We start from the raw sequence: 23550 nt of genomic DNA, 5'->3' as shown, positions 1-23550 counted from the left end.
TTCACTCCGATCCGTTCGATGATTGAGATATCGCAGCAGCAATCTGCAAGGCTTCCTTCCCGGTACCAATCTTGTACCCGGAAGCCGAATAACGAACTTGATGCTGAGTATCCAGCACGAACAGATGTGGATAACCCGCTTCCTGAGCTGTAGGCTTCGAATTGAAGCCGGATAAGGAAGCATAACTGGAATCTCGTACAAAAACCGTGCGTACAGGGAACTTTGGATAACCAACAGGGTCAAAGGAAGCATTCCATTCCGTGTCTCCGATCATGAGTACGATGGGGATGCCCAGCTTATTCAACGGCTCTGCCAGCTCGCATAGTTCACGAATCAGATGTTTCGTCGGTTCACGCTCAGGTTCAATCCAGGCAGCTATGGCGCCCTCCGATCCCAGAAGTTCTTCCAGCTCCACCTCTGAACCATTCAGATGGGTCAGTATACTTCCTGGTGCAAGTTTACCCAGTACAGGAATATCAACCTCAATCTCGCGATAAGTTAACACAACCTCAGTTGTATCTCCGGCATTCACGGTAAAGTATACGAAGCGTACGTTTACCGTTCCATCTTTCAGACGAATGCCTGTCGTTAAGCGATAAGCGCCTGATTCAACTTCATATGGCTCGCTATAGACATCCGTACTGCCATAAGGATATATCAGTGTCTTGTAGACGCCATCTTCCAGACGGGCTAACGAGAAGTTCTCAAAATAGGATGCTGCAGGTGTATCCTGCGGAGCTTTTAGATCCCTATGGAGTTGGAGCATTCCCCAGGTTGTACTTACCTGAGTTGGAGGTAAGGTGAGACCAAACACTGCATCCTCCCAGCCTTTATCACTTAGATACTGTGGTTTCTGTGCACTCGGATGTAATCGGGCCGGAATACCCAAACTGCGACATACAGCCACAAACAAAATATCCAGCGACTGAGCGTCCCCCTTCATTAGACTAAACGTTCCAATCGGATTCCCTTTGCCTTTTAGATTAGGAAGATCGTCATAGCATTCATATTGCTGTTCCAGCATTCGGGCAAGTGTCGAGGGATTCTCCCTGAACACTGCTGCCTCATCTGCCGAAAATGCATTCTGGAATACACTTCGATAAGGGACCAGCATCTCATAGGAGATCCGCGGACACAGGATGTATCTCATAAACGTATCTTCCGCCCATGATTCTTGCTGTGAGAGCGCACCAATCAGATGATCGTGCAGCGTCTGGCGAGAGATATCAATTAAATCTTTTTCATTCAACGATTCAAGTAACCGGAGCGGCCACTCCCCGCATGAATTTGAGCACTCCTCTAGGAAAGCTGCAATTTCACGACTGTTCCCTCGTGCCTTCTTGAGAATCTCCCACACACGCATCTGGGGCAGTCCAACCGAATGAGCCAGTGAGACAGCCGCCTCTTGCCTCAAGAAAGTATCCTCATACTCGCTCCGGGTCTGCGCCCCTTCCTCCAGACGACGATTATGAATCTCAATCTTCTCTTCCGGTAATGCAACCACAACCTCTCCCTCCCTTTCCGGAGGAGGAACCATATCGAAATGTACAATCCCTGTGGGCTGCTCTGACGAGTCCAGCACAAGCTCTATAGCCTTGTTTTCCTGAGCCTTGAATAGGATCTCACTCCACTTGCCGCCACTGACCGCACGAATCAAAAGGTCGCCATAGCCTGTCTTAAAGGTCGCCTCCCCTTGTGCATCTGTCCTGATTTCGGCAATCGGATAGAATTCAGCCGTATTGTACAGCTCAAAACGGACACTCGCGCCGGGTACAGGCTCTCCCTGTTCATTTTTCACCTTCACATAGATGTTGCGTGTGGGCGCATAGTTCTCAAGCAAATTAATTTCCGTATATCCCTTTTCGGAGAGCGTAATATCCTCTGGTCCGGGATAGTCGGCATAGATTCTCGTATTAATCAGCATAGCCCTGCGGGCTGGCGGACTGAACCACCCTTGGTTGAGACGGGCTTCAGGCTCGCATGCCCCGATGTAGTACCATTGACCATCTGCCCAGGCTTCTACCCAAGCATGGTTACTGTCACAGTGAGCCCAGCGAGGTGTATAGACCTGACGGGCAGGAATGCCGATGCTGCGAAGAGCGGCCACAGCCAGCGTGGATTCTTCGCCGCATCGACCCCGAGCATTTCGGATCATCGTCAGCGGTGATATCGTACGCAAATCACTGCCAATATAAGTCGCTTTCTCATGACACCAGTAATTGGTCTCCAGAATGGCATCTGCCATGGATAACTTCGCTGTCCGCTCAGCTAATTCGTCATAGATCAAACCGCGATAATCTTCAATATTCTCCGTATTTATCCGATAAGGCAGCACAAAATGAAGGAACAGATGATCCGGAACGCGATCTCCCCAAGGCACACGTATGCGGGTGTCCAAAGCCCGCCGTACATGGCTCAAGAACAGGTCCCCGTTATAATCAGCCATGTCGTTTACCGGCATATAGGCATAGACATATTTCAACGCCCATGTCTCTTCTTCCGTTAGCTCCTGCTGAAAAATATCAAACAACTCCGATTTGCGGGCCTCTGCAAAACGTACCTTCTCCTGGAACTTCTGCTCGATCCTCTCCAAAGACTGTGCATCAAGGGAAAATACCAAGGTTTGGCTGGTCATTATGTTCTCACTCCTTCCACAGCTTTCCGTCTTCCCGAATACAGATTAAGGCCGTGCCGTCCGAAGAAGGCGCAGTAATCTGAAACAGGCTGCGCGTCGTTTCGATTACAGGCTTACAACTCCACGAATCCTCACCCATAAGCAACTTCATATCTTGGGTAAATTCGCCATGGGTTTCATAATAATTGCGTTCACGGTAATAGAGCTTGCGAAGCTCCCATTTGATTCGTTCATCTTCCGGCAACGCAAACGACTCATCCGTTCCGTCATCCGAGAATACAACATAACCCCATAACTCCGGGTAGTGCATGTTAATAATGCCCATAGGTGACCACACCCAGTTGTCCTCCGGATAAGGTTTTCCAGTCTCCGGATTCAGCACCTTACGGTACTCACCGCCCTGTACCTCGGTCTGCCACTCCACACGTGAGAAGTTGACACGCCAGAACTCACCTGGTGCAGGTGGACGGTTTCCTTCGGCGCATTCCTTTAGACTGGTCCAGGGAATCGCCACTTCCACACTCCATTTCCGATTATCAGCTCCAGGTCTGTTCAGTTCTCCATCGATATATACGGCCGTCTTGAGTCCGCTGATATCCCAACCGTTAACCGGAGGCCCACCATCCCGATACGGCTTCACTAATAAAAGGTCCCATACCGTATTGAGCGCATTGATCTCGAACTCATAATATTGATGGGAATCCCCGTCGGGATCGATAAAAATCTCAAAGTCATTGTCATAAAAAATAACGGAATCACGCTCAGTCAGGGTTGCCCAGATCTGATCTTCAATCAGCTCGGCAGCAAAATAGAAATAATCGTCATCCCACAGCATTTTTACACGTGTCTGTTTCTCTGGCTTCGGACGAAGATCACCTTCGATATCAACGAAATCATCCGTCCAATGAGCCGCATTCCAAAATGCCTTATCCAAACGACCATCTAACACCAACGGTTCTTGCGCACGCTTGCATATATAATGTTTGGGAGCATACTCAATCCTGGGTTCTGGCACTCCACTTCTGTTCATGTCGCTCTCTCCAATTCGTAAGGGAGGGCATGCATCTGTCGGCACACGCCCTCCCCGTAATGGTTAGTTATGGGTGACAACGGCTCCAGCGCCGCCGTACATTTCCAGCTCCTCATCGAATTCGAGCTTAAGAACGGTCACCTGTTCATGTGTGTCTTCCTGGGTCATCTTGATCCACGTTGTTCCCGGGATATTGAACCAAGGTACGCCTCCATGAATCTCATGATGAAGCTCTTTGCCCGAATGCAGTACGGTAATCCTTTTGATCTGATTGCAGAGACCTTTGATGCATACATTCTCTTTTGGATCGTCATACACAAACAGGTACAGTGTCTTTTGATCCTCGGACACAGTGCTTCCCCCCAGATAATAGCGAGGCATAATGCCTTCACCCGTTCCGAAGACAGCCTCTTCATGGGTTCGGATCCAGGCTCCCAGCCCAAGCAGAATATCCTCCTGCCTCTGATCGATGGTGCCATCTTCACGCGGACCGATATCCAGCAACATATTACCGCCCATGGATATACAATCACAGAACATCCGAATGATCTGATTCAAGGATTTATATTTATGATCGGTTGGCACATAACCCCAAGATGTGTTGATCGTGGTGCAGAACTCCCAGGGTCCCTCCGGTCTTGTAATCGGAATGCCCTGCTCAGGCGTTTTGTAATCCCCATAACCCTGCAGGCGGGAGTTGATGATGATATCCGGGTTAAAAGATTGCAGGTATTGTTTGAACTCCGGCAGATTCCACTGCTGGGCACTCCGTTCCCAATCTCCATCAAACCATAACAGATCGACCTTTCCGTAATTGGTTAAAATCTCTCCCAGTTGATGGTTATTAAATTGCAGGAACTTCTGCCACTTCTCCTGATCTTGAACGCCGTCCACAGGACTTGAATACCGATTGACACTGCTGAGATCCTCCGGTACTTTTCCACCTTCATATACACTATGATAATCCGGGTGTGACCAGTCAATGAGCGAGAAATACATGCCCAGATGGATGCCCTTCTCCCGAATCGCTTCCGCATATTCCCTCACAATGTCCCGATTCGCTGGTGTCTGTTTGACCACATTGAGATCACTATATTGCGTATCCCATAACGCAACGCCATCATGATGCTTTGTTGTTAATACGGCATACCGGGCACCAGACTTCTCAATCAAGTTCGCCCACTTCTCTGCGTTGAATTCCGATGCTGTAAAACCATCCAACTGCTTCATATATTCTTCATAGGATATCCTGCCATTATAGAAGGACCAGGATTCCGCTACCCCGTCCACCGCATAGATGCCATAGTGGATGAATATCCCCAGTTTGGCTTCTTCAAACCATTTCTGCATAACGACACACACCCCCTCCGAGAATTCTTATATGCGCAAAATGAGTGAAGCTAACTGTTGTCTTTCTGGATGGGATGACATCGATAGACTTTTTTATTGCCCGGAATTCCAGCGATCATAAGCCCCTTGATATAGTTCGATGATACGGTCACTGCCCATTTTCTTCATCTGTGCAATGTACTTATCCCAGTTCTCAAGTGGTTCCTGACCCGTCACAAACTTGGCTTCCATTTGCTTAACATACGTATCCAGGTCAGACAATAGAGCGGTTGCTTCGCTTTGCTCTTCATTTGTCAAATAAACGTTAGGAAATGGTGCTTTTCCGATAGGTACCAACTTCTCTTGATTCTGCTGGTCAATCCACTCATCAAAATCGGTGCGAAGACCCTTCGCTACTTCCGGATCATTAATGCCCGGTGTCAAGATACCAAAGTTCGGCGTGATCTTCCCGCGGTATTCTTCACGATCCCCGCCGCCAGGAACGGGCAGCCACTCTTTTACGTGATTTTCCTTGTCTTTGAATTGCCATAACACACCTTCGGGACCTTGATTAAACAGAGTCGCACCTTCATAGCTGTACAAGTAATCGATCCATCGCATCGTCGCCTCGGGTGACGGGTTGCTGCTCGTAATAGCAAAGGTACCGCGAGCCGACATACCTGGGTGCTTGCCGTATACCGGAGAGTCTGCCACCTCACTCTTCACCGGTGTCATCAGTGGATGATCCGTGCTGGGCTCACCGCCGAGTGTGAAGTATGGATGGTAATCGTTGAACAGTGCAAGTTTGTTGCTTACACCTTTTGCTTTTTTCTGATCTCCCGTCTGAGAGAAGGTCTCATGATCCAGCAAGTCTTCCTTCCACAAGCGATTCAAGAATGTAAGATAACCTTTGTAACCTTCTTCTTGATAAGGATAATGAACCTTTCCATCTTTATCAGAATAGATGCCTTCGTTGTACATTCCCCAGAAGCCGAAGAAAAACATGCGAAGATCATCCAGTTTTACGGAAGTAAGCGGAATTTCATCTTGCTGGCCATTGCCATTAGGATCTTCTTCTTTTACACGCTTGAGATAGGTATACAATTCTTCCGTGGTCTTGGGCTCTTCTACCTTAAGTGCCTTTAGGAATTCACCGTTGTACCACATCGGGCCTCTATACCATACAGCCGCTTTATCGATGAATGGGAGTGCATACATATGTCCATCTGGTGTTGTAAATGATTTGCGGACATCCGGGTTCTCATCGAGAATCTTTTTGATATTCGGTGCGTAACCTTCGTCAATGTATTTCTCCAACGGGATCAGGATGCCCTGGCTGCCATAAGTCACCTGTTCGGCTGGCTTGAGGTCCGCAGCATAGAACATATCCGGCAAGTCTCCGCTGGCAAATACCAGATTTTTTTTCGTTTCAAAGCTGTCGATCGGTGAAAGCTGGTATTCCAGCTTGATGCCCGACAGTTTCTCCATTTCTTGCAGCACAGGCATCGTGCTCCAGTCGGCTACGCCCGCATCCTGGGACATGACCTTCAACGTTAGCGTTTTGTCGACAATGGGAAATCCTTCTTTTTTGACCCCCTCTACTTTGGAGGTCGCACTTCCGTCTTCAGTGGTTGAACCACAAGCTGCAAGCAATGTTGCGAATAAGGTGAGACAGAGTGTAATGGATGAAGCCTTGCGAAGCTTTTTCATGACAACAACTCCCCTTGTTTAATGTGGTATATGGATTAAGATCATCCCTTAACGGAACCGATCATAACACCCTGTACAAAGTAACGCTGGAGGAATGGATACACTGCAATGACCGGTAGGGTAGCAACAATAATGACGGCATATTTGACCAGTGCAGCAATCTCCGCTTTGGTATTCATCGCCGTTGCTGAAGATGTATCGATAGCGCCTCCCCCCTGTGCCGCCATTTCCTGAAGCACCAGAATCTGGCGCAGAAAGAGCTGCAGCGGGTACTTGGAGGAATCATTCAGATAGATCATGGCGCTGAAATAGCTGTTCCAGTGTCCGACTCCATAGAAGAGTGCCATCACTGCAATGATTGGCATCGAAAGCGGGAGCACAATCTTGATGAACAACCGGGTGTTGGTACACCCATCAATATGCGCCGCTTCCTGCAGCTCCTTGGGAATGGTCGATTGGAAGAACGTACGGCATACGATAATATTCCAGATGGATGCAGCGCCAGGCAGAATAAGTGCCCACATGCTGTTCACCATACCAAGATCCTTTACCAATAGGTAACTCGGGACAAGCCCTCCACCGAAGAACATCGTTACCATAAACATCGCCATGAAGAACCCGCGTCCGACAAAGTCCGAGCGGCTGAGCGCATAGGCTGCGGGTAGTGTAACCATCAGGTTAACGATGGTACCTACAACCGTATAGATGATCGTATTTTTGTACCCAATCCAGATGTTGGTGTTCTCAAACACCCGAGCATAACCTTCGTACGTAATTCCTTTGGGAAGCAGCCACATCTCACCGGAGCTCACATATTTGGGATCACTGATTGAAGCACTAATGATGTATAACAGCGGGTACAGCACGATGACGAGCGCAACCGTCAGATAGATGTAATTGCATAATAAAAACAACTTATCACTTCTGCTTTCTTTCACAGCGGATGACATGTGTATTCCCTCCTTTACCACAGGCTGTTTTCACTGGTGCGGCGTGCAATCTGATTCACGGTAATGAGCAGAATCGCATTAACTACGGAGTTGAACAATCCCACGGCCGTAGAGAAACTGTACTGCGCATCAACCAGACCGGACCGATAGACGAAGGTGGAGATGACATCGGACGAGCCCATGTTCAGCGGATTTTGCAGCAGCAGGATTTTCTCGAATCCGACGCCCAAAATACTGCCCATATTCAGAATTAACAAGATCGTGATCGTAGGGATGATGGCTGGTATGTTAATATGTAAAATCCGTTTAAACCGGCTCGCACCATCCACCACAGCCGCTTCATGCAGTTGCGGGTCCACGCCAGATAGCGCGGCAAGGTATATGATGGTGCCCCAGCCTGCACTTTGCCAGACTCCTGACAGTACGTACACTGTTTTGAACCACGCAGGGTCCGTCAGGAATTGAGGCGCCTGAAATCCAAGAGCCTCCACCAAATTGACAATCATGCCTGACGAGGGAGACAAAAAGGTAATGATCATGCCCGACATCACAACAACCGAAATAAAATGCGGTGCATACGTGACGGTCTGCACGGTACGCTTGAAAAAGGAATCCTTCACTTCATTGAACGCTAACGCCAGAATGATCGGCAGCGGAAAACCTATGGCCAACTCATACAAGCTGATGCTTAGGGTATTCCATAGCAAATCCCAGAAATAATAAGAATTGAAGAAACGGATGAAATGATCGAATCCGACCCATGGGCTTCCCGTGACACCAAGTGTCGGGATAAAGTTTTTGAATGCAATTTGTATGCCATACATCGGACCGTAATGGAAGATCAGAAAGTATAAAAAGGCTGGTGCGATAAACAGATACAACTCCCAGTTGCGAATCATCCTTCTCCATAATTTATTTTTCTTACTGCTCGGATTCGTGTATACCGATAGGTTTTGCGACAAGGTGTGCTTCCCATCTGGTTGCATCAGTTGTTTCCTCCTTTTTTGATAACGCTTACATACCGAGTTTATGGTTCAATGTTGAATCCGTAAATATGCCATTTCTACCTTTCCATCTAAAATCACTGAATAACCTGTTACCACGGCGGTTTACACTTTGGTCGGCAGCTTGTCATTGTCATTTCGGGGAAGTAAAACATGTAGAATTTGACTCATTATCCTCCTGTAGTTGTCATTGAGCGTTTCATCACATGAACTTGAAAGATAGTCTGATCTGAACGGAGGTTAGAAAACAGACCTTAAAGTCAAAACCCACATATGTTAGGAAAGAGGTATTCCACGTATGCAGGTCGCATCCTGGATTCAAACCGGTCATACAGGTCGCAAGATCTTAGCATGTATAGCGCATTGCGATCCTGCTTCCGTAATGGGCGAGGCAGGTCTTTTCTCTCTTTATGCTTAGAAAAAGTAATAAGGATAGATTTAATACAATCACATAAATGTAATATTATCTATCATATATTTACCACCCGTTTCAAGCTCCCTAATTGCTTGGCTTTATTCTATGAGTTCCTTCCTGGCTCCGTAAATATGTCGTTTTTACCCTTGATTACAATCCACACAAACACGCATAAACACTGGGAATATTCAGTCATATATGTTGATTTTGCACATGACATGGGATGTAGAATCATTAAATTTTTCGGGATAAGGTCAGAAATAAGCCACTCCGTTAACACGAAGTGGCTTTATCAGCTATGTGGATTATCGATTCCACATCTTATAAACGACAATTTTATGTAATATAATATAACATAGATAACCGTATAAACTTCATATCAAGTAGAGCTTGCAATTCATCTCGGCTGCCTTGCTCCACAATACGTCCCTTTTCGCCTGTATCAAAGACGAAAAAAACTGGTGGATCAGTCCACCAGTCAATGTCAATCCATTCATTTTTATAAAGAATCCGTTTTTACAAACGCATTAAAACCATCCTCCAGCATCCTCAAAGACAGATCGGCGGTCGAAGCCACCACGATATCGGCATCCTGCATTTGCGATGGCGTTCCTACACCGACTGCGAACATCCCGGCACTCTTGATCGCCTGGATTCCGGCCTGCGCATCCTCTATACCGATACAGTCGGCAGGCTGAACGCCCAGATTGGCCGCTCCGGTGAGGAAAATTTCCGGGTCAGGCTTGCCATGTCGAATGGCGGTAACATCTACCACGTTGTCAAAATAATGCGTCAGCTCCAACCGTTCCAGTATAAAAGCTGCATTTTTACTCGCGGAGGCCAACGCAATCCCGATCCCGGCTTGGCGTAACTCCACCAGAAGTGCATGAATACCTGGCAATATATCTGCCGGAGTCACGGCCGAGATCAGCCGCTGGTACTCGGTGTTTTTTCGCGTAGCCAATTCCAATTTCTGCTCGGCAGTATATGCGCCCGCTTCACTCTGCGCCAAAATTTTATCGAGCGACTCCGTACGGCTGATCCCTTTTAACTGCTCATTAAATTCCCGGTCAAAAGGAATACCCAGCGTCGCCGCCAAGCTGCCCCATGCCTGAAAATGATATTCGGCGGTATCTGTAATCACACCGTCCAAGTCAAAAATCACTGCCTTCATTTGCTTCCCACCTTGTCTTCCCATATTATGAGACACTGTTCGTCATTAACGGCTGCCCATTAGCAATGTGCGTTGGCTGTCCATATAGCTCCAGCGTCAGGGGTTCTCCGTCCAACAGCGTAATCATCACTTCATTTACCTGTACGAGAATATTTAGCAAGCGACCACGATAGTTGATTTTAAACGTATATTTGCTCCAGCCCTGTGGCAGGAAGGGGGAAAAGCTCAACGTTTCGTTATACGTTCTCATTCCGGCAAAGCCCTGCACAATCGCCAGCCAGCTTCCCGTCATGGAGGTAATATGCAGTCCGTCCTCGGTGTCGTTATTATAATTATCCAGATCCAGCCGGGCTGTCCGTTTATACATCTCGACTGCCTTTTCCTCCATTTTGAGCTCGGCAGCAAGCACAGCGTGAACCGATGGGGACAGACTGGATTCATGAACGGTCATCGGCTCGTAAAATGCAAAATGACGAGCTTTTTCCTCCAGAGTGAACTGATCTCCGAAGAAATACAGACCCTGTAGCACATCCGCCTGCTTGATGAAGCAAGAACGGAGGATTTTATCCCATGACCAATTCTGATTTAGTGGCAAATGACTTGGATCAAGGGAGGATACAGGCTGTAAATCCTTATCCAGAAAAGTATCATGCTGTACTAATATGCCCCGTTCCTCATCGTAAGGATAGTACATGCGGTTGGTGATATCCTGCCAATGCGCAAGCTCATCCCCGGTAACAGCCAGCCTCTCCGATTTCTCTGAAGAAATTTGAGGCAAGACCGATAACGTATATTTTAAAACCCATGCAGCCAGCATGTTGGTATACCAGTTGTTATTGACGTTATTCTCATACTCGTTCGGTCCGGTAACCCCGTGGATCATATACTGCTGATGACGATGGGAGAAATGAACTCGGTCCGCCCAAAAGCGGCTAATTTCGACCAGTACATCTATTCCATATTCCCGTAAATAGGTCGTGTCGCCCGTATAGTTTGTATAATTGTAAATAGCATACGCGATGGCTCCGTTACGGTGGATCTCCTCAAAAGTAATTTCCCATTCGTTATGGCACTCCACACCCGTAAAGGTGACCATCGGATACAGTGCTCCACGAAGACCTTGTTGCGCCGCGTTATGCTTGGCACCCTCCAGTTGATGGTAGCGGTATAACAGCAGGTTTTTAGTTACATCAGGATCTGCCAAAGCCAAATACATCGGTACAGCGTACGCTTCCGTATCCCAATACGTGGCACCGCCATATTTCTCACCTGTAAAGCCTTTCGGCCCGATGTTCAGACGGGCGTCTTCACCGTAGTACGTAGAGAATAGCTGGAAAATGTTAAAACGTATTCCCTGCTGAGCCTCCGTATCCCCTTCGATTTCGACGTCGGCTTTGTCCCAACGTCCGGCCCACGCCGCGATGTGCTCCTGCTTCAGCAAAGCATATCCTTTGTTCATGGCTTCCACGGCGAGACGTTCAGCTTGAGGAATCAACGCATCCTTTTCTATGTCACGTGAGGTGGTGACAGCCACAATTTTTTGCATATGAGCACTCTCACCCGGGGCGACGGTATATAGATAATGGCGTGCAGCATACAAAAAACCCTCTTCCGTCGTCTGCTGATCCTGTCCCTCGGTCACAATACCCATGGTAGCGTTTACTGTAAAACGCGGAACATCAAATGGATTATCTATCGTCGTTGTGGATAAGCTGATGAACGGTTCCTGAACCTCGCGTGCTTCCTCTAGCCAGAATACCTCATCATAGTTGGTGTCCTCATTTCTCGTATTACCATCCAGATAAGGAACAAGCTCGATCGTCAGAGGCTGCTCGCTTATATTGGTTGCCTTGTAATCAATCAGGCATAATTCACGAGTGGTTATGCTTAGAAATCGTTCCGTGGTGATACGAACCTGATCGTTCACGGTACAGGCACGTCGCAGAATGCCCTGCTTCATGTCCAGTTCCTGCACAAAATCAGTGATCTGAGCCGTAAATAAGTCCACTTCCTGCCGGTTCACAAGCAGACCGATCCCGATAAAATTCATGGCATTGATAACTTTTCCAAAATATTCAGGATAACCGTTCTTCCACCAGCCGACTTTTGTTTTGTCGGGGAACCAGACACCGGAGATGTAGGTTCCTTGATGATGATCACCTGAATAGGCCTCTTCAAAATTACCACGCATGCCCATGTAACCATTACCTATGGACATGATGCTTTCTTGTAATCGCATGTGTGTTGTATGTAGCGTGTGGGTTGTCAGTTTCCAGTTATCCACGTCAAATAATCGGTTATAAACCATAATTACGTTCCCCTCTCGGAAAATGAAATCTTTAATATACGAAATTAGTATATGAGCGAGTTCAGTATATAGTGCAACCGATTGCCCTGTCAACGCAAAAAAAACTGATTTTATGGATGTCCACAAAATCAGTTTCTGTTCATTTCCCGGAAGACAGTAACATCTGGCTGGATTCGCGTTCTACGATCCGGTGAGGAACAATGATATGTTTGGTCAGTTCCTTGGGATCTTCTATCTTCTCGATCAGACTTTTGGCCGCCTGATAACCAAGGGTGAAGATATCAATATCTACGGAAGTAAGAGGCGGATTCATCAACTCAGCCAGCATCAGATTATTAAAGCTCACCATGGAAAGCTGTTCCGGCATGGACACGCCCAATTGGGACAGAAATTTCTGTGCAGCCATCGCTACAAGGTCGTCATTGACGATCATAGCGGTAGGCGGCGGGGAAACTTGCAATAGCGTCCGCATATCCTCCAGGGTAAAAGGCTCCCTGACAACGTACTCGGCCGGCAGAAGCAAATGGGCCTCCCGCAGTGCATCCTGATAGCCCCTGACTCTTTCGGTATTTACGGTCCGTTCATGATCTCCGCCAACATAAGCAATGCGCTGATGATTCAGACCGATTAAATACGTGACTACGTCCCTGGCGGCTTGATAGTTATCGTTGTCCACATGAGTGGTTTCACTGATAAACTGCCGGGGTTTGCCGATTACAGTGTATGGTATTTTTTCACTATGAAAATACTCCACAATTTTATCCTCTTGCTTGGAATACAGGATGATATAGCCGTCAACCCGTCCGGTGCGCGTCGTCCGCTTCACTCGGGACAGCAATTCATCGCTCGTTTTCCCCGTGACAATCGACAGTGTATAGTTACGCTCATTCACCCATTCACTAATCCCGCGCAGGCTTTCCGGAAAGAACGGGTTTTGAAAAATTTCCACATCCGATTCTGGCATAATAATGCCAATCGACTGTGTCACACGGTTAGCCAGACTTTGTGCTGAGTAATTGGGCTCATAGCCAAGCGCCTTCATCTCTTTACGGACACGCGCCTTGGTGGCCTCGCTGATTTTGGGACTGTCTTGAATGACACGGGACACCGTGGAAGTAGCAACATTGGCACGCTTTGCCACATCTTTGATGGTTACAGCCATCGTCTTCTTCTCCTTTTGCTATCTCAAGCAGGAAATATTATGTTCTATCATACGATATTGGTTTAAAATCAACAAATTCGCGATTGTTTAATAGAAGGCCTCCGCTCACTCTCAAGATATTTCCATTCAGGGTATTGCCAATTGAAAGCGATATTATTATAATTATTGTGCAACCGATTGCATTAATTTGCAAGACAAATAAACAACGTTGTACATACTACATGGATGGAGATTGATCGAGAAATGAAAAAGCTTCTATCATTTGATTTTTGGCAAAAGCTTGGGAAAGCACTGCTTGTGGTAGTCGCCGTCATGCCAGCGGCGGGAATTATGATTTCGCTCGGTAAAGTGGTAGCCATGCTCGCTGGTGATGTTCAGATCTGGTTGACCATCGGCGGGGTCATGGAGAATCTGGGTTGGGGCATCATTAACAATTTACACATTCTGTTTGCGGTGGCCATCGGCGGTTCCTGGGCCAAGGAACGGGCTGGCGGGGCTTTTGCCGCCTTAATTGCTTTTATCCTAATCAATACTTCAACAGGAACGATCTTGGGCGTATCCTCGAAGATGCTAACGGAGGAAGGGGCAACCGTCCATACTCTCTTTGGTGCCTCCATTCCGGTCAGTGGTTATTTTACTTCTGTCCTAGGAGCCCCCGCACTCAATATGGGCGTGTTTATCGGTATCATCTCCGGATTTGTCGGGGCTGTAATATTTAATAAATATTATAATTACCGCAAGCTGCCGGATGCTTTAGCCTTTTTTAACGGCAAACGTTTTGTTCCTTTTGTTGTGATTCTATGGTCTGTCATCATTAGTTTGATCATGTCTGCCATTTGGCCATTTATCCAGGGTGGGATAAACCAGTTTGGTATTTGGCTGGCAACCTCTGGGGAATCAGCTCCATTCGTAGCACCATTTGTCTATGGTACATTGGAAAGACTGTTAATTCCTTTCGGGCTTCACCATATGCTGACGGTTCCTATTAACTATACTCAACTCGGTGGCGTTTACACGACGCTTACAGGTTCCGGGGCTGGCAGCGTTGTTGCTGGACAGGACCCGCTGTGGCTGGCTTGGGCAAGTGATCTGAGTGCGCTTCGTGGTACCGATCAGGCAGCCTACAATAGCTTATTGGGAGACGTGACGCCTGCCCGCTTTAAGGTAGGTCAAATGATCGGCGGAGCGGGAATCCTGATGGGACTTGCGTTTGCTATGTATCGCCGTGTAGACAAGGATAAACGAGTCAAGTACAAGTCGATGATTTTTTCAGCCGCTGCTGCTGTCTTTCTGACAGGGGTAACGGAACCGCTGGAATTTATGTTTATGTTCGTAGCACCCGTGCTATACGTGGTTTACGCTGTTCTTACCGGCATTGCGTTTGGCTTGGCGGACATCATCCATTTGCGATTACATTCGTTTGGTATGATTGAACTGCTGACCCGACTGCCGTTGTCCATAAACGCGGGATTGGTGCAGGATATTATCAATTTCGTGCTGACTTGTGTTGTATTTGCAGTGGTGACTTACTTTATCGCTTATGTCATGATCGGCAAATTCCAGATGGCTACACCGGGTCGGCTGGGGAATTATACAGATGAGGAACCTCAGGAGAATTCCGGGGCGGGTAGTGCAGACCTGGATACAGGTCATGTGGCGGCTCTTTCCCCTCAGAATCAACTGGCGGCAGATATCATTCAAACGCTTGGAGGAGAACAGAACATTGTCGAGGTCGATGCCTGTATGACCCGTCTGCGTGTGACGGTGAAGGATACGGAAGCCGTCGGGGACGAAAAGACATGGAAAGCGCTTGGCGCTCTGGGCCTAATTAAAGTCGATAACGGAGTACAGGCTGTTTACGGACCGAAGGCCGATGTAATCAAATCAGATATACAAGACATACTCAACAGGTGATGGCTTTGAAATTGCTAACCTTAAACGTACATGCTTGGATGGAAGAAAATCAGCTCGAAAAGCTAAAACAACTCGCAGCTTTTATTCATGAGCAGCAGTTCGATATCATTGCTTTGCAGGAAGTGAACCAGTCTATGGACGAAGCTCCTTTATCGCCGGACGATTTGCACGCTTACTATAGCGCTGATCCTGAGTTAATCATTAAGCGGGATAATTACGCTTATGTGCTGAACGGGTTATTGTCAGATACCTATTACTGGACGTGGGCCCCTGCACATATTGGCTTTGGCAAATACGATGAGGGCTTGGCGGTTTTGTCCAAAACGCCGATTATAGACATGTTGAACCAATATGTTTCTTCGCTGCGGGACTATGACAACTACCGCTCACGTAAAATTATGGGCGTGCAGACTGTGGTGGGTGAAGTGTCGGCATGGTTTGTGAGTGGGCACTACAACTGGTGGAACGATGAGGAATCCTTCCGTGAACTATGGGACCGTACAACGGAAATACTGAACCCTTTTGCACCGACGCCTGTTTTTATAATGGGGGATTTCAACAATGCGTCCAAAGTACGCGGGGAAGGATATGACTATGTCATGCAATCAGGCTGGTCGGATACCTATACGAACGCAACGACACGCGATGAAGGCCACACCGTCATTAAAGCCATTGCAGGCTGGGAAAGTAACGCCGAACCGCTGCGGATTGACTATATTTTTTCCAACAAGCCCTTACAGGTTCAATCTTCAACGGTTGTGCTGAACGGAAAAACGGGGGCTGTCGTTTCCGATCATTTTGGGGTTGCAGTTGAATTGCGGATGATCAAGGAAAGCACCGTTTAACGAGCCTCAGACCTGTGCAAATGGGAGCAAATAGCGTGTGCTCGATTCATTAGAATAAAAATCATGCTAACCAGGGGTGTCCTCCGTCATGCTTATGACTTATGGGACGCCCCTTTTCGTCAATTATTAGCGGTTTATTAGCCACTTATTCAACTTCAGTGCAAAGCCCACCCTTCATGCGTGCATGGAGGGTGGGCTTGTTCAGGTTACCTTGTCTCTTCTATGTTGGCAGGTCGTTTGCAGTGAATTTACTTGCCAGAAGGTTGAACTTCTGCCGTATACCCTGTTGGGATATCCGTTTCTGCAGTCACATTCGTGATGACCATCGGATACATCATATCCGGATCGGGTTGAATAATGGAATAGAGCACGATCGCGCGTCCATCCTTCTCCAATTTCACATCATCAATCTTCAATCCATAACCAGGGTGTGGCATTTCAGCAGTGAGTTTAACTTTGGTCGTTTTGTCATCAACCTTCGTTGTTGTCACTTCAGGTACGATCGCTTGTTGGCCTTCACCTGGATTGGTTGGAGCTGGCTCTGCTGAGCCGCCATTGCCGTGTTTATCCACAAATTCGAGTGCATTGAAGATCATGCTTGCAGCCTCCATACGGGTAAGCGACTGATCTGGACGGAAATTCCCGTCCTTATCCAGTTCAATGATGTTCATGTTCAGCAGGTTCTGGACTGCAGATATGGCGTCCTTACCGATTTTATTTTCGTCCTTTACAAGATTATACTTCATGATGACCGGATAATTCCCGGTTGTGTTAATCCCTTCATGTAGCAAAATGACAAACAGTTCACGCGTCATCTTGCCCTGCGGGTTCACTTCAACCGGAATGGACAGTCCGTTTTGCGTAGCCGCTTGAACAGCATCAGCATACCAAGTGTCCGGACTAATTTTAGTCTGAGCGGATGCTTCCGCAAATTCATTTTTCAGACCAAATGCATTCACAATCAGTTGAACACCTTGTGGCTCGGACAATGCGAGATCCGGACGGAACAGATCCGCCGTTACTCCGTTAACAATACCTTTTGATTTCAATGAATCCACAATCGACTTCTGACCCTCATCCTTCACATCTGAAAAAGCGAGTACCGATGCACCTCCTGCTGTCAAAGAAACGCAGAGTGCAAGCGTTGCAGCCAATCCTTTTTTATGTTTCATTTCCTGGCACCTCCATATATTAGTAAAGCCTATTTTTCAACTCTTCATTCCTACAGACGGGACACCCCTGGAAAATGTTTCAGTCATTTCGACATCTGGTGAATACATCACAGGAAAACGGCATACCACTCTTATCCAACGCCGATAATTTAATTCATCTACTTTTTTTGCTAAGTGACTTCGTTGACATCGATTCGGATTAGCGCAAAAATAAGAATAGAGAAATCCATCGGATGACGGATAAACAACGAACTAGATCGCATACAGTAAGAGGGCACGACGCGCTAATAACAGGTGTCGGCCCTTTTCTTGACTCCACCTGCTGAACTGACTTCACCTATAACAAAAGGAGAACAACGCTTATGTCCAAGAAAGGATTACTTCGCGGTTATGTTGTGTCGAACTGGCCTGTTTATCTGGCTGCTGTTCTTCTGATTATTGCCTCCAATGTCGGGCAAGCATCCTTGCCCCGCATACTCGGTAGCTTTACGGATCAGTTGATGCAGAATTCTCTTCAGATGCAGACGGTCGTAAGGTACAGCCTGTCCCTTCTGGCTATTGCCATCGGGTATAATCTGCTGTTCGGTACCGGGCAATTCATGATTATGAAGCTGGGTCGACGTTTCGAATACATGACGCGTGAGCGTATATTCAGTAAGTTTTCCGAACTTAGCGAACATTATTTCTCCAAACAGGGGAACGGAAAGCTGCTCAGTTATGTCATGAATGACGTTACTTCCGTTCGTGAAGCGATATCCAACGGCGTGACGCTCATGACCAATGCCACCTTCCTGCTGTTGTCCTGCATTGTCATGATGCTGCTTAGCGGGATTCCGTTGACACTCATTCTAATCAGTGTTGTTCCTTTGCTGGCGATTCCATTTCTGGTCGTATTTTTCGGTCCGCGGATTCGCAAGCGCTCTCGCGACGTGCAGGAAGCTCTTGCAACCATGACGGAATCCGCAGAAGAGCAGCTGGGTGGCATTCGCGTCACCAAGACGTTTGCCATCGAAGACAGTGCTCGTGCACGGTTTGGAACTACTGTCGATGCAATCAAGAGCAGACAGCTTCGACTCGTTCGTCTGTCTTCCTTGTTTCAAGCCTTGCTCCCGCTGCTGGGAGCCATCTCATTGGTTGTTTCTCTGCTTGTTGGAGGTATCATGACCATGCAGAACTCCATTACACTCGGGAGTTTTGTCGCCTTAACCTTATATCTGCGCATAATCATGGGACCGCTTCAACAGATCGGCAATGTTATTAATACCGTTCAGCGCTCAGGCGCATCATTGGAGCGGGTGAATGACCTGCTCAGCGAAGTAGCGGATGTGCGTGAACTTCCCGAAGCCACATCGCTCCAAACCGTCCAAGATATCACCATGGAGAATCTAACCTTTTCCTATCCTGGCAGTTCATCTCCTGCTCTCCAAAACATTCAACTCTATATCCGTGCCGGGCGAACGGTAGGTATTGTAGGCAAGACCGGCTCAGGTAAAAGCACCCTCGTTAAGCTATTGCTGCGTACATATGAACCACCTGAAGGAACGATTCGCATCAATGGTACCGATATTCGGCAGCTGTCGCTGGAAAGTCTGAGATCGCGCATCGCCTATGTCCCTCAGGATGGTTTCCTGTTTAGTACCACCATCCGGGATAACATCGCATTCAGCGACCGGGAAGTATCACTGGATACAGTGGAACATAGTGCACGACAAGCCATGATTTATGACAATATTGTCCGTTTTCCCGATCGCTTCGATACACTGCTTGGTGAACGTGGACTTACTCTGTCTGGTGGACAACGTCAGCGAACCAGCCTTGCAAGAGGACTGATCAAGCAAGCACAGTTACTTATTCTGGATGACAGCATGAGCGCGGTTGATGCTGTCACCGAGAGTGGTATTCTGCGCAGTTTGCGCGAGATCGGCAAGGGCAAGACCGCATTGATCATCTCTCATCGCATCAGCGCGGTCCGTCATGCAGACGATATTATCGTTCTGGATGAAGGGCGAGTCGCTGAGCAGGGAACACATGCTCAGCTGATGGCTGCCAAGGGGTTATATGCGGCCACCTACCGTTTGCAGGAGGAGGGATTACATCATGTCTAACCCTAACACTGAGCTTCGCCCAGATGTAGAAGACGATCAGAGTAAACGAACTTCGTTTAAAGCGATGATGGCATACGCCAAACCGCATAAATGGGCTTTTGCAGGTATCTTCCTCTGCTCACTGCTTGGCATATCGGCTGATCTGCTGCAACCCTATCTGGTGAAGATCGCCATCGATGATCATCTGGCCGTGGGCCAGACCAGTGTGGGCTTTCTCGTTCAGCTCGCAGCCATCTTTCTTGGGCTGGCTGTCATCAGTTTTATTTTTACCTATATCCAGAATAATCTGTTGCAGCATGTGGGACAGAACATTGTATCCCGGATCCGAAAGGACCTGTTCAAGCATATCTCCAAGATGTCCATGTCCTTCTTTGACCGTTTTCATATCGGCAGTCTGGTCACGAACGTATCCAGTGATACGGAGACCATCAGCAGTTTTTTCACGCAAGTACTGCTCAGTCTGATTCGGGATGGCATGATGCTGGTGCTCATTATCGTCTTTATGTTCCAGCTTGACCCTGTGCTGGCGAGTTATTCTCTGATCGTGTTGCCAGTCATCGCCGTCGTCGCGGTATTATTCCGTAGTCGACTGCGCAAAGCTTATCAGAATGCCCGTACGCGTCTTTCCCGCTTGATCGCATTTACGGCAGAGAACTTGTCCGGCATGTTCCTGATTCAGGCTTTTCACCAGGAAGAAGAACAGAAGAAACGTTTCTCGGAACAAAATGCGCTTCATCTGAAAGCCAACATTGCTCAAGCCCGCTCCAATGTCATATTCAACCGGACGTTTGATATCCTTGGCAATGCGGCACTGGTCATGATGGTCTGGCTTGGAGGTCGCGCCGTACTGGGTGAGTCCCTGCAAGTCGGGGTATTGTATGCATTTATCAGCTATATCCGTCAGTTCTTTCAACCGATTAACCAGATTACGATGCAATGGAATACATTCCAGTCCACCACCGTGTCGATGGATCGCATCTGGAACATCCTGAATACGCGGCCTGAAGTTGCCGATCCTGAGCCTAGGATGGCCTCTTCACTGGAACCTCGGAACGTGATGGGCCAGATTGACTTTAATGATGTGTCGTTTGGTTATCGGGCAGATCGGCCCCTGATCCAGCAAATGAACCTGCACCTCTATCCGGGTGAAATGGTAGGTATTGTGGGTACAACAGGCGCTGGAAAAAGTACACTCATCTCCCTGCTCAATCGCTTCTATGATGTAGACCAGGGCAGTATTGAGATTGATGGTACCGATATTCGGCAGCTGCCGCAGGGTACGCTTCATCGGATCGTGGGACTGATTCAACAGGAACCCTTCCTGTTCTCCGGCTCCATTATTGATAATGTGAGAATGTTTCGTGAGGATATTACGCGAGAGCAGGCGATTGAGGCCTGTCGGTTTGTCGGAGCACATGCGATGATCTCACGTCTGCCGCAAGGGTATGATACGCATCTATCCGAACGCGGAAGCGGACTGTCCGCAGGGGAGCGGCAGTTGATCTCATTTGCCCGCATCGTTGTATTCCAGCCGCGAGTACTCATCCTGGATGAAGCAACCGCCAATCTGGACTCCCACACCGAACAGCTTGTTCAGCAGGCGCTCGAGTCGGTATCTCAAGGACGCACAACCATTGTTATTGCCCATCGCCTGTCCACGGTGATGCATGCAGATCGGATACTGGTGATGGAGAATGGCGAGATTGTGGAGGAAGGCTCGCATCAGGAGCTGATTGAAGCTCAAGGTGTATATGCCGATCTGTACACGCATGCGCGTGATGCAGGTAAAAATTCAGCGATATCAGGATAATGGACCTGAATTATAGTAAATACAGAACGTTGAACATGCCGCTCTGCTCATGCAGGCGGCACGTTTGGCATATCGATCAGCATTGTTCATTAGGAGGAGCGTCTATGCAACAACCTGAAACAACCAAGCGTGACCATCAGCAGATTCGTTACCGACGCAGCACGGCTCTATGGAAAGGAAGTCTATGCTTCCTGTTCCTTCTCTTGTGCGTGAGTCTGTTATGGATCATCGTGGAAGGACAAGCCGAAAGACTGGAGACGATATATTATTCCATCGCAGCCGTACTGGGTATGTGGTTGATCGGGCCGTTGTTCTTCATGTTCCTGTCTCGACTAACCAGAAACCCCGCTGTTTTGTTGTCTTGGGATGATGATTCTGTACGTACTGGCAAGCGGAAGATTCCATGGAGCCGGATTCGCAAGATCGAACTCGCCTCACCTGCCCGCAGCAAGTGGCTCCTGTCTGCTTCACCCATGTTCGTCCTGTACTTGAAGGACGGCACCCGGTCTCATATTCAGACCGATCATCTGCTGAGCAAAAAAGAGCTGAACCAGGCTGTGACTTTGCTTCAGGAGACTTTGCAGGAACAGAAGCAGGATCGTTGAGTACCAGAGTGGATGAGGACAAACTCCCCACACATCACTGTGATTTCTCAACACCTAAGGACAGGCTGACTTTGTAATTCCCGTAAGGCAGCAACGCTTCCAGCAGTTGACCCACCTGCTCTGTGTTACTGGTCTGCACTCTCATCAGATAACAGCCTTCTCCGCTGACGCGATGGACTTCAACGATGTCCTCACGTTCAGCAATGAATGTACGAAAGGCAGCATGTCTGTCGCCGGAGTTCAAGAAAACCGTGACAAATGCCTGAAGGCCACAGCCAAGGCGTTCCGGGTTCCATTTTACCGTGTACCCTTCAATTACACCCAGATCTTGCAACTTGCGCACTCTTGCACCGACGGCCTGTCCTGTGAGATGAACCTCTTCACCGATCCCTTTGTGAGAACGTTTGGCATCCCGGATCAGGATCTGCAAAATACGTATATCTGTGTTATCTATCGTTTCATTCATCTTGCTTCAGCAATCCTTTCACGGTGAAATTAGCGTAGCCTGATTCCATTCATCATGTTATGTACGCCGTTAAACGGGTTGTATACCATATAGGGTAATACTATTCAACAACCCGAAGGAGTGCAAATATAATGAAAATTCAATTGATTCGCAATGCAACACTGTGGCTGGAATACGGAGGGCTGAACATTCTTGTTGATCCGATGCTGATGGACGCCGAAGTCATGCCTGCATTCCCTAATACACCCAATGAGTTACGTAATCCAAGGGTGGCTCTGCCTGAAACCGAAACGGATTATCTGAATCCAGATCTGTTGATTGTGACACATACCCATCCGGATCACTGGGATGAAGCAGCGGCAGAACAACTTGGCAAAGACATTCCCCTGATCTGCCAGCCTGGGGATGAGCATGTATTTCTGGGTGCCGGATTCACGAATGTAACCACTGTAGATGAAAAACATGAGCATCACTCTGTCCGATTGGCCCGTACATCCGGGCATCATGGCACAGGAGAAATCGGCGAACGTATGGGCAACGTGTCCGGTTTCGTACTTGAAGCAGATGCAGAACCTGTCACGTACATTGCCGGCGATACCATCTGGTGTGATGAACCTGCTGAGGCCATTCGTCAATATGCCCCGGAAGTCATTGTCGTGAATGCCGGAGGTGCACGATTCGTGGAGGGTGATCCCATTACAATGGACGGGCCTGACGTTGTCGCCGTGAAACGCCATGCGCCATCTGCTCATGTCATCGCTGTGCACATGGATGCGATTAATCATTGTGTGATGTCCCGTACGGATCTTGCCACTTATCTGACATTCGAACAATTCGACGGTCAGGTGCTCATTCCGCGTGATGGCGAAAGTTTTGAGTTTTAAAAAACACAACGAAAAAAGCTGGATGCGATGAA

At 48.0% G+C, this 23550-nt stretch carries 17 protein-coding genes; 6 read left to right on the top strand and 11 right to left on the bottom strand.

The genetic code is table 11. From position 1 onward, the window contains the following. Window position 1: 1 nt before the first annotated feature. The 9 genes from ABTV53_RS05405 to ABTV53_RS05365 all read right to left on the bottom strand — a co-directional run bounded on the left by ABTV53_RS05405 (window position 2) and on the right by ABTV53_RS05365 (window position 13717). Window positions 2-2635 carry a transglutaminase domain-containing protein gene (locus tag ABTV53_RS05405; protein ID WP_433751471.1) on the bottom strand — a complete coding sequence of 878 codons (2634 nt, stop codon included), beginning with the start codon at window positions 2633-2635 and terminating at the stop codon, window positions 2-4. Between the two features lie 7 nt (window positions 2636-2642). After that, a complete protein-coding gene (locus ABTV53_RS05400; protein WP_433751470.1) occupies window positions 2643-3665 on the bottom strand; it encodes a sugar-binding protein in 1023 nt (340 codons plus the stop codon). A 63-nt stretch (window positions 3666-3728) separates the two neighbouring features. Beyond that, a complete protein-coding gene (locus tag ABTV53_RS05395; RefSeq protein WP_433751468.1) occupies window positions 3729-5015 on the bottom strand; it encodes an alpha-L-fucosidase in 1287 nt (428 codons plus the stop codon). A gap of 93 nt (window positions 5016-5108) precedes the next feature. After that, entirely contained in the window at window positions 5109-6704 is a 1596-nt protein-coding gene (locus tag ABTV53_RS05390; protein WP_433751466.1) for an extracellular solute-binding protein, read from the bottom strand. A 41-nt stretch (window positions 6705-6745) separates the two neighbouring features. Next, window positions 6746-7654 carry a carbohydrate ABC transporter permease gene (locus ABTV53_RS05385; RefSeq protein ID WP_433751464.1) on the bottom strand — a complete coding sequence of 303 codons (909 nt, stop codon included), beginning with the start codon at window positions 7652-7654 and terminating at the stop codon, window positions 6746-6748. Between the two features lie 14 nt (window positions 7655-7668). Continuing rightward, window positions 7669-8640: an ABC transporter permease gene (locus tag ABTV53_RS05380; RefSeq protein WP_433751462.1), complete on the bottom strand. Its 972-nt coding sequence runs from the start codon at window positions 8638-8640 to the stop codon at window positions 7669-7671. Window positions 8641-9572: 932 nt separating this feature from the next. Next, window positions 9573-10247 carry a beta-phosphoglucomutase gene (gene pgmB / locus ABTV53_RS05375; RefSeq protein ID WP_433751459.1) on the bottom strand — a complete coding sequence of 225 codons (675 nt, stop codon included), beginning with the start codon at window positions 10245-10247 and terminating at the stop codon, window positions 9573-9575. 25 nt (window positions 10248-10272) lie between these two features. Next, complete coding sequence (locus tag ABTV53_RS05370) at window positions 10273-12555, bottom strand: glycoside hydrolase family 65 protein (protein WP_433751458.1); 2283 nt, start codon at window positions 12553-12555, stop codon at window positions 10273-10275. 139 nt (window positions 12556-12694) lie between these two features. Continuing rightward, a complete protein-coding gene (locus tag ABTV53_RS05365; RefSeq protein WP_433751456.1) occupies window positions 12695-13717 on the bottom strand; it encodes a LacI family DNA-binding transcriptional regulator in 1023 nt (340 codons plus the stop codon). A gap of 243 nt (window positions 13718-13960) precedes the next feature. Between ABTV53_RS05365 and ABTV53_RS05360 the strand changes: the two genes are divergently transcribed. Together ABTV53_RS05360 and ABTV53_RS05355 are read left to right on the top strand one after the other, a co-directional pair. Further along, complete coding sequence (locus tag ABTV53_RS05360; RefSeq protein ID WP_433751454.1) at window positions 13961-15631, top strand: PTS transporter subunit IIBC; 1671 nt, start codon at window positions 13961-13963, stop codon at window positions 15629-15631. A 5-nt stretch (window positions 15632-15636) separates the two neighbouring features. Then, complete coding sequence (locus tag ABTV53_RS05355; protein WP_433751452.1) at window positions 15637-16476, top strand: endonuclease/exonuclease/phosphatase family protein; 840 nt, start codon at window positions 15637-15639, stop codon at window positions 16474-16476. A gap of 248 nt (window positions 16477-16724) precedes the next feature. Here ABTV53_RS05355 and ABTV53_RS05350 read toward each other — a convergent pair whose 3' ends face one another. Continuing rightward, complete coding sequence (locus tag ABTV53_RS05350) at window positions 16725-17648, bottom strand: S-layer homology domain-containing protein (RefSeq protein WP_433751451.1); 924 nt, start codon at window positions 17646-17648, stop codon at window positions 16725-16727. A gap of 362 nt (window positions 17649-18010) precedes the next feature. Between ABTV53_RS05350 and ABTV53_RS05345 the strand changes: the two genes are divergently transcribed. From ABTV53_RS05345 to ABTV53_RS05335, 3 genes are all read left to right on the top strand, one after another. Further along, complete coding sequence (locus tag ABTV53_RS05345) at window positions 18011-19753, top strand: ABC transporter ATP-binding protein (protein ID WP_433751449.1); 1743 nt, start codon at window positions 18011-18013, stop codon at window positions 19751-19753. After that, the gene (locus ABTV53_RS05340) at window positions 19746-21563 is read left to right on the top strand and encodes an ABC transporter ATP-binding protein (protein ID WP_433751448.1); all 1818 of its coding nucleotides are present in this window, start codon (window positions 19746-19748) and stop codon (window positions 21561-21563) included. Before ABTV53_RS05345 ends, ABTV53_RS05340 begins: the two co-directional genes overlap by 8 nt. A gap of 104 nt (window positions 21564-21667) precedes the next feature. After that, window positions 21668-22168, top strand: coding sequence for a hypothetical protein (locus ABTV53_RS05335; RefSeq protein ID WP_433751447.1), 501 nt, complete (start codon window positions 21668-21670; stop codon window positions 22166-22168). Window positions 22169-22202: 34 nt separating this feature from the next. Here the strand turns inward: ABTV53_RS05335 and ABTV53_RS05330 are convergent, their stop codons facing one another. Further along, entirely contained in the window at window positions 22203-22634 is a 432-nt protein-coding gene (locus tag ABTV53_RS05330; RefSeq protein ID WP_433751445.1) for an Lrp/AsnC family transcriptional regulator, read from the bottom strand. Between the two features lie 131 nt (window positions 22635-22765). On the opposite strand from ABTV53_RS05330, the gene ABTV53_RS05325 reads away from it, so the two are divergent. Beyond that, the gene (locus ABTV53_RS05325; RefSeq protein WP_433751443.1) at window positions 22766-23518 is read left to right on the top strand and encodes an MBL fold metallo-hydrolase; all 753 of its coding nucleotides are present in this window, start codon (window positions 22766-22768) and stop codon (window positions 23516-23518) included. Window positions 23519-23550 lie beyond the last annotated feature (32 nt).

It is taken from the genome of Paenibacillus amylolyticus, assembly GCF_050990605.1.
GTDB lineage: Bacteria > Bacillota > Bacilli > Paenibacillales > Paenibacillaceae > Paenibacillus > Paenibacillus amylolyticus_H.
The sequence above is the reverse complement of the archived record's forward strand: the minus strand, read 5'-3'. Positions and strand labels throughout refer to the sequence as shown.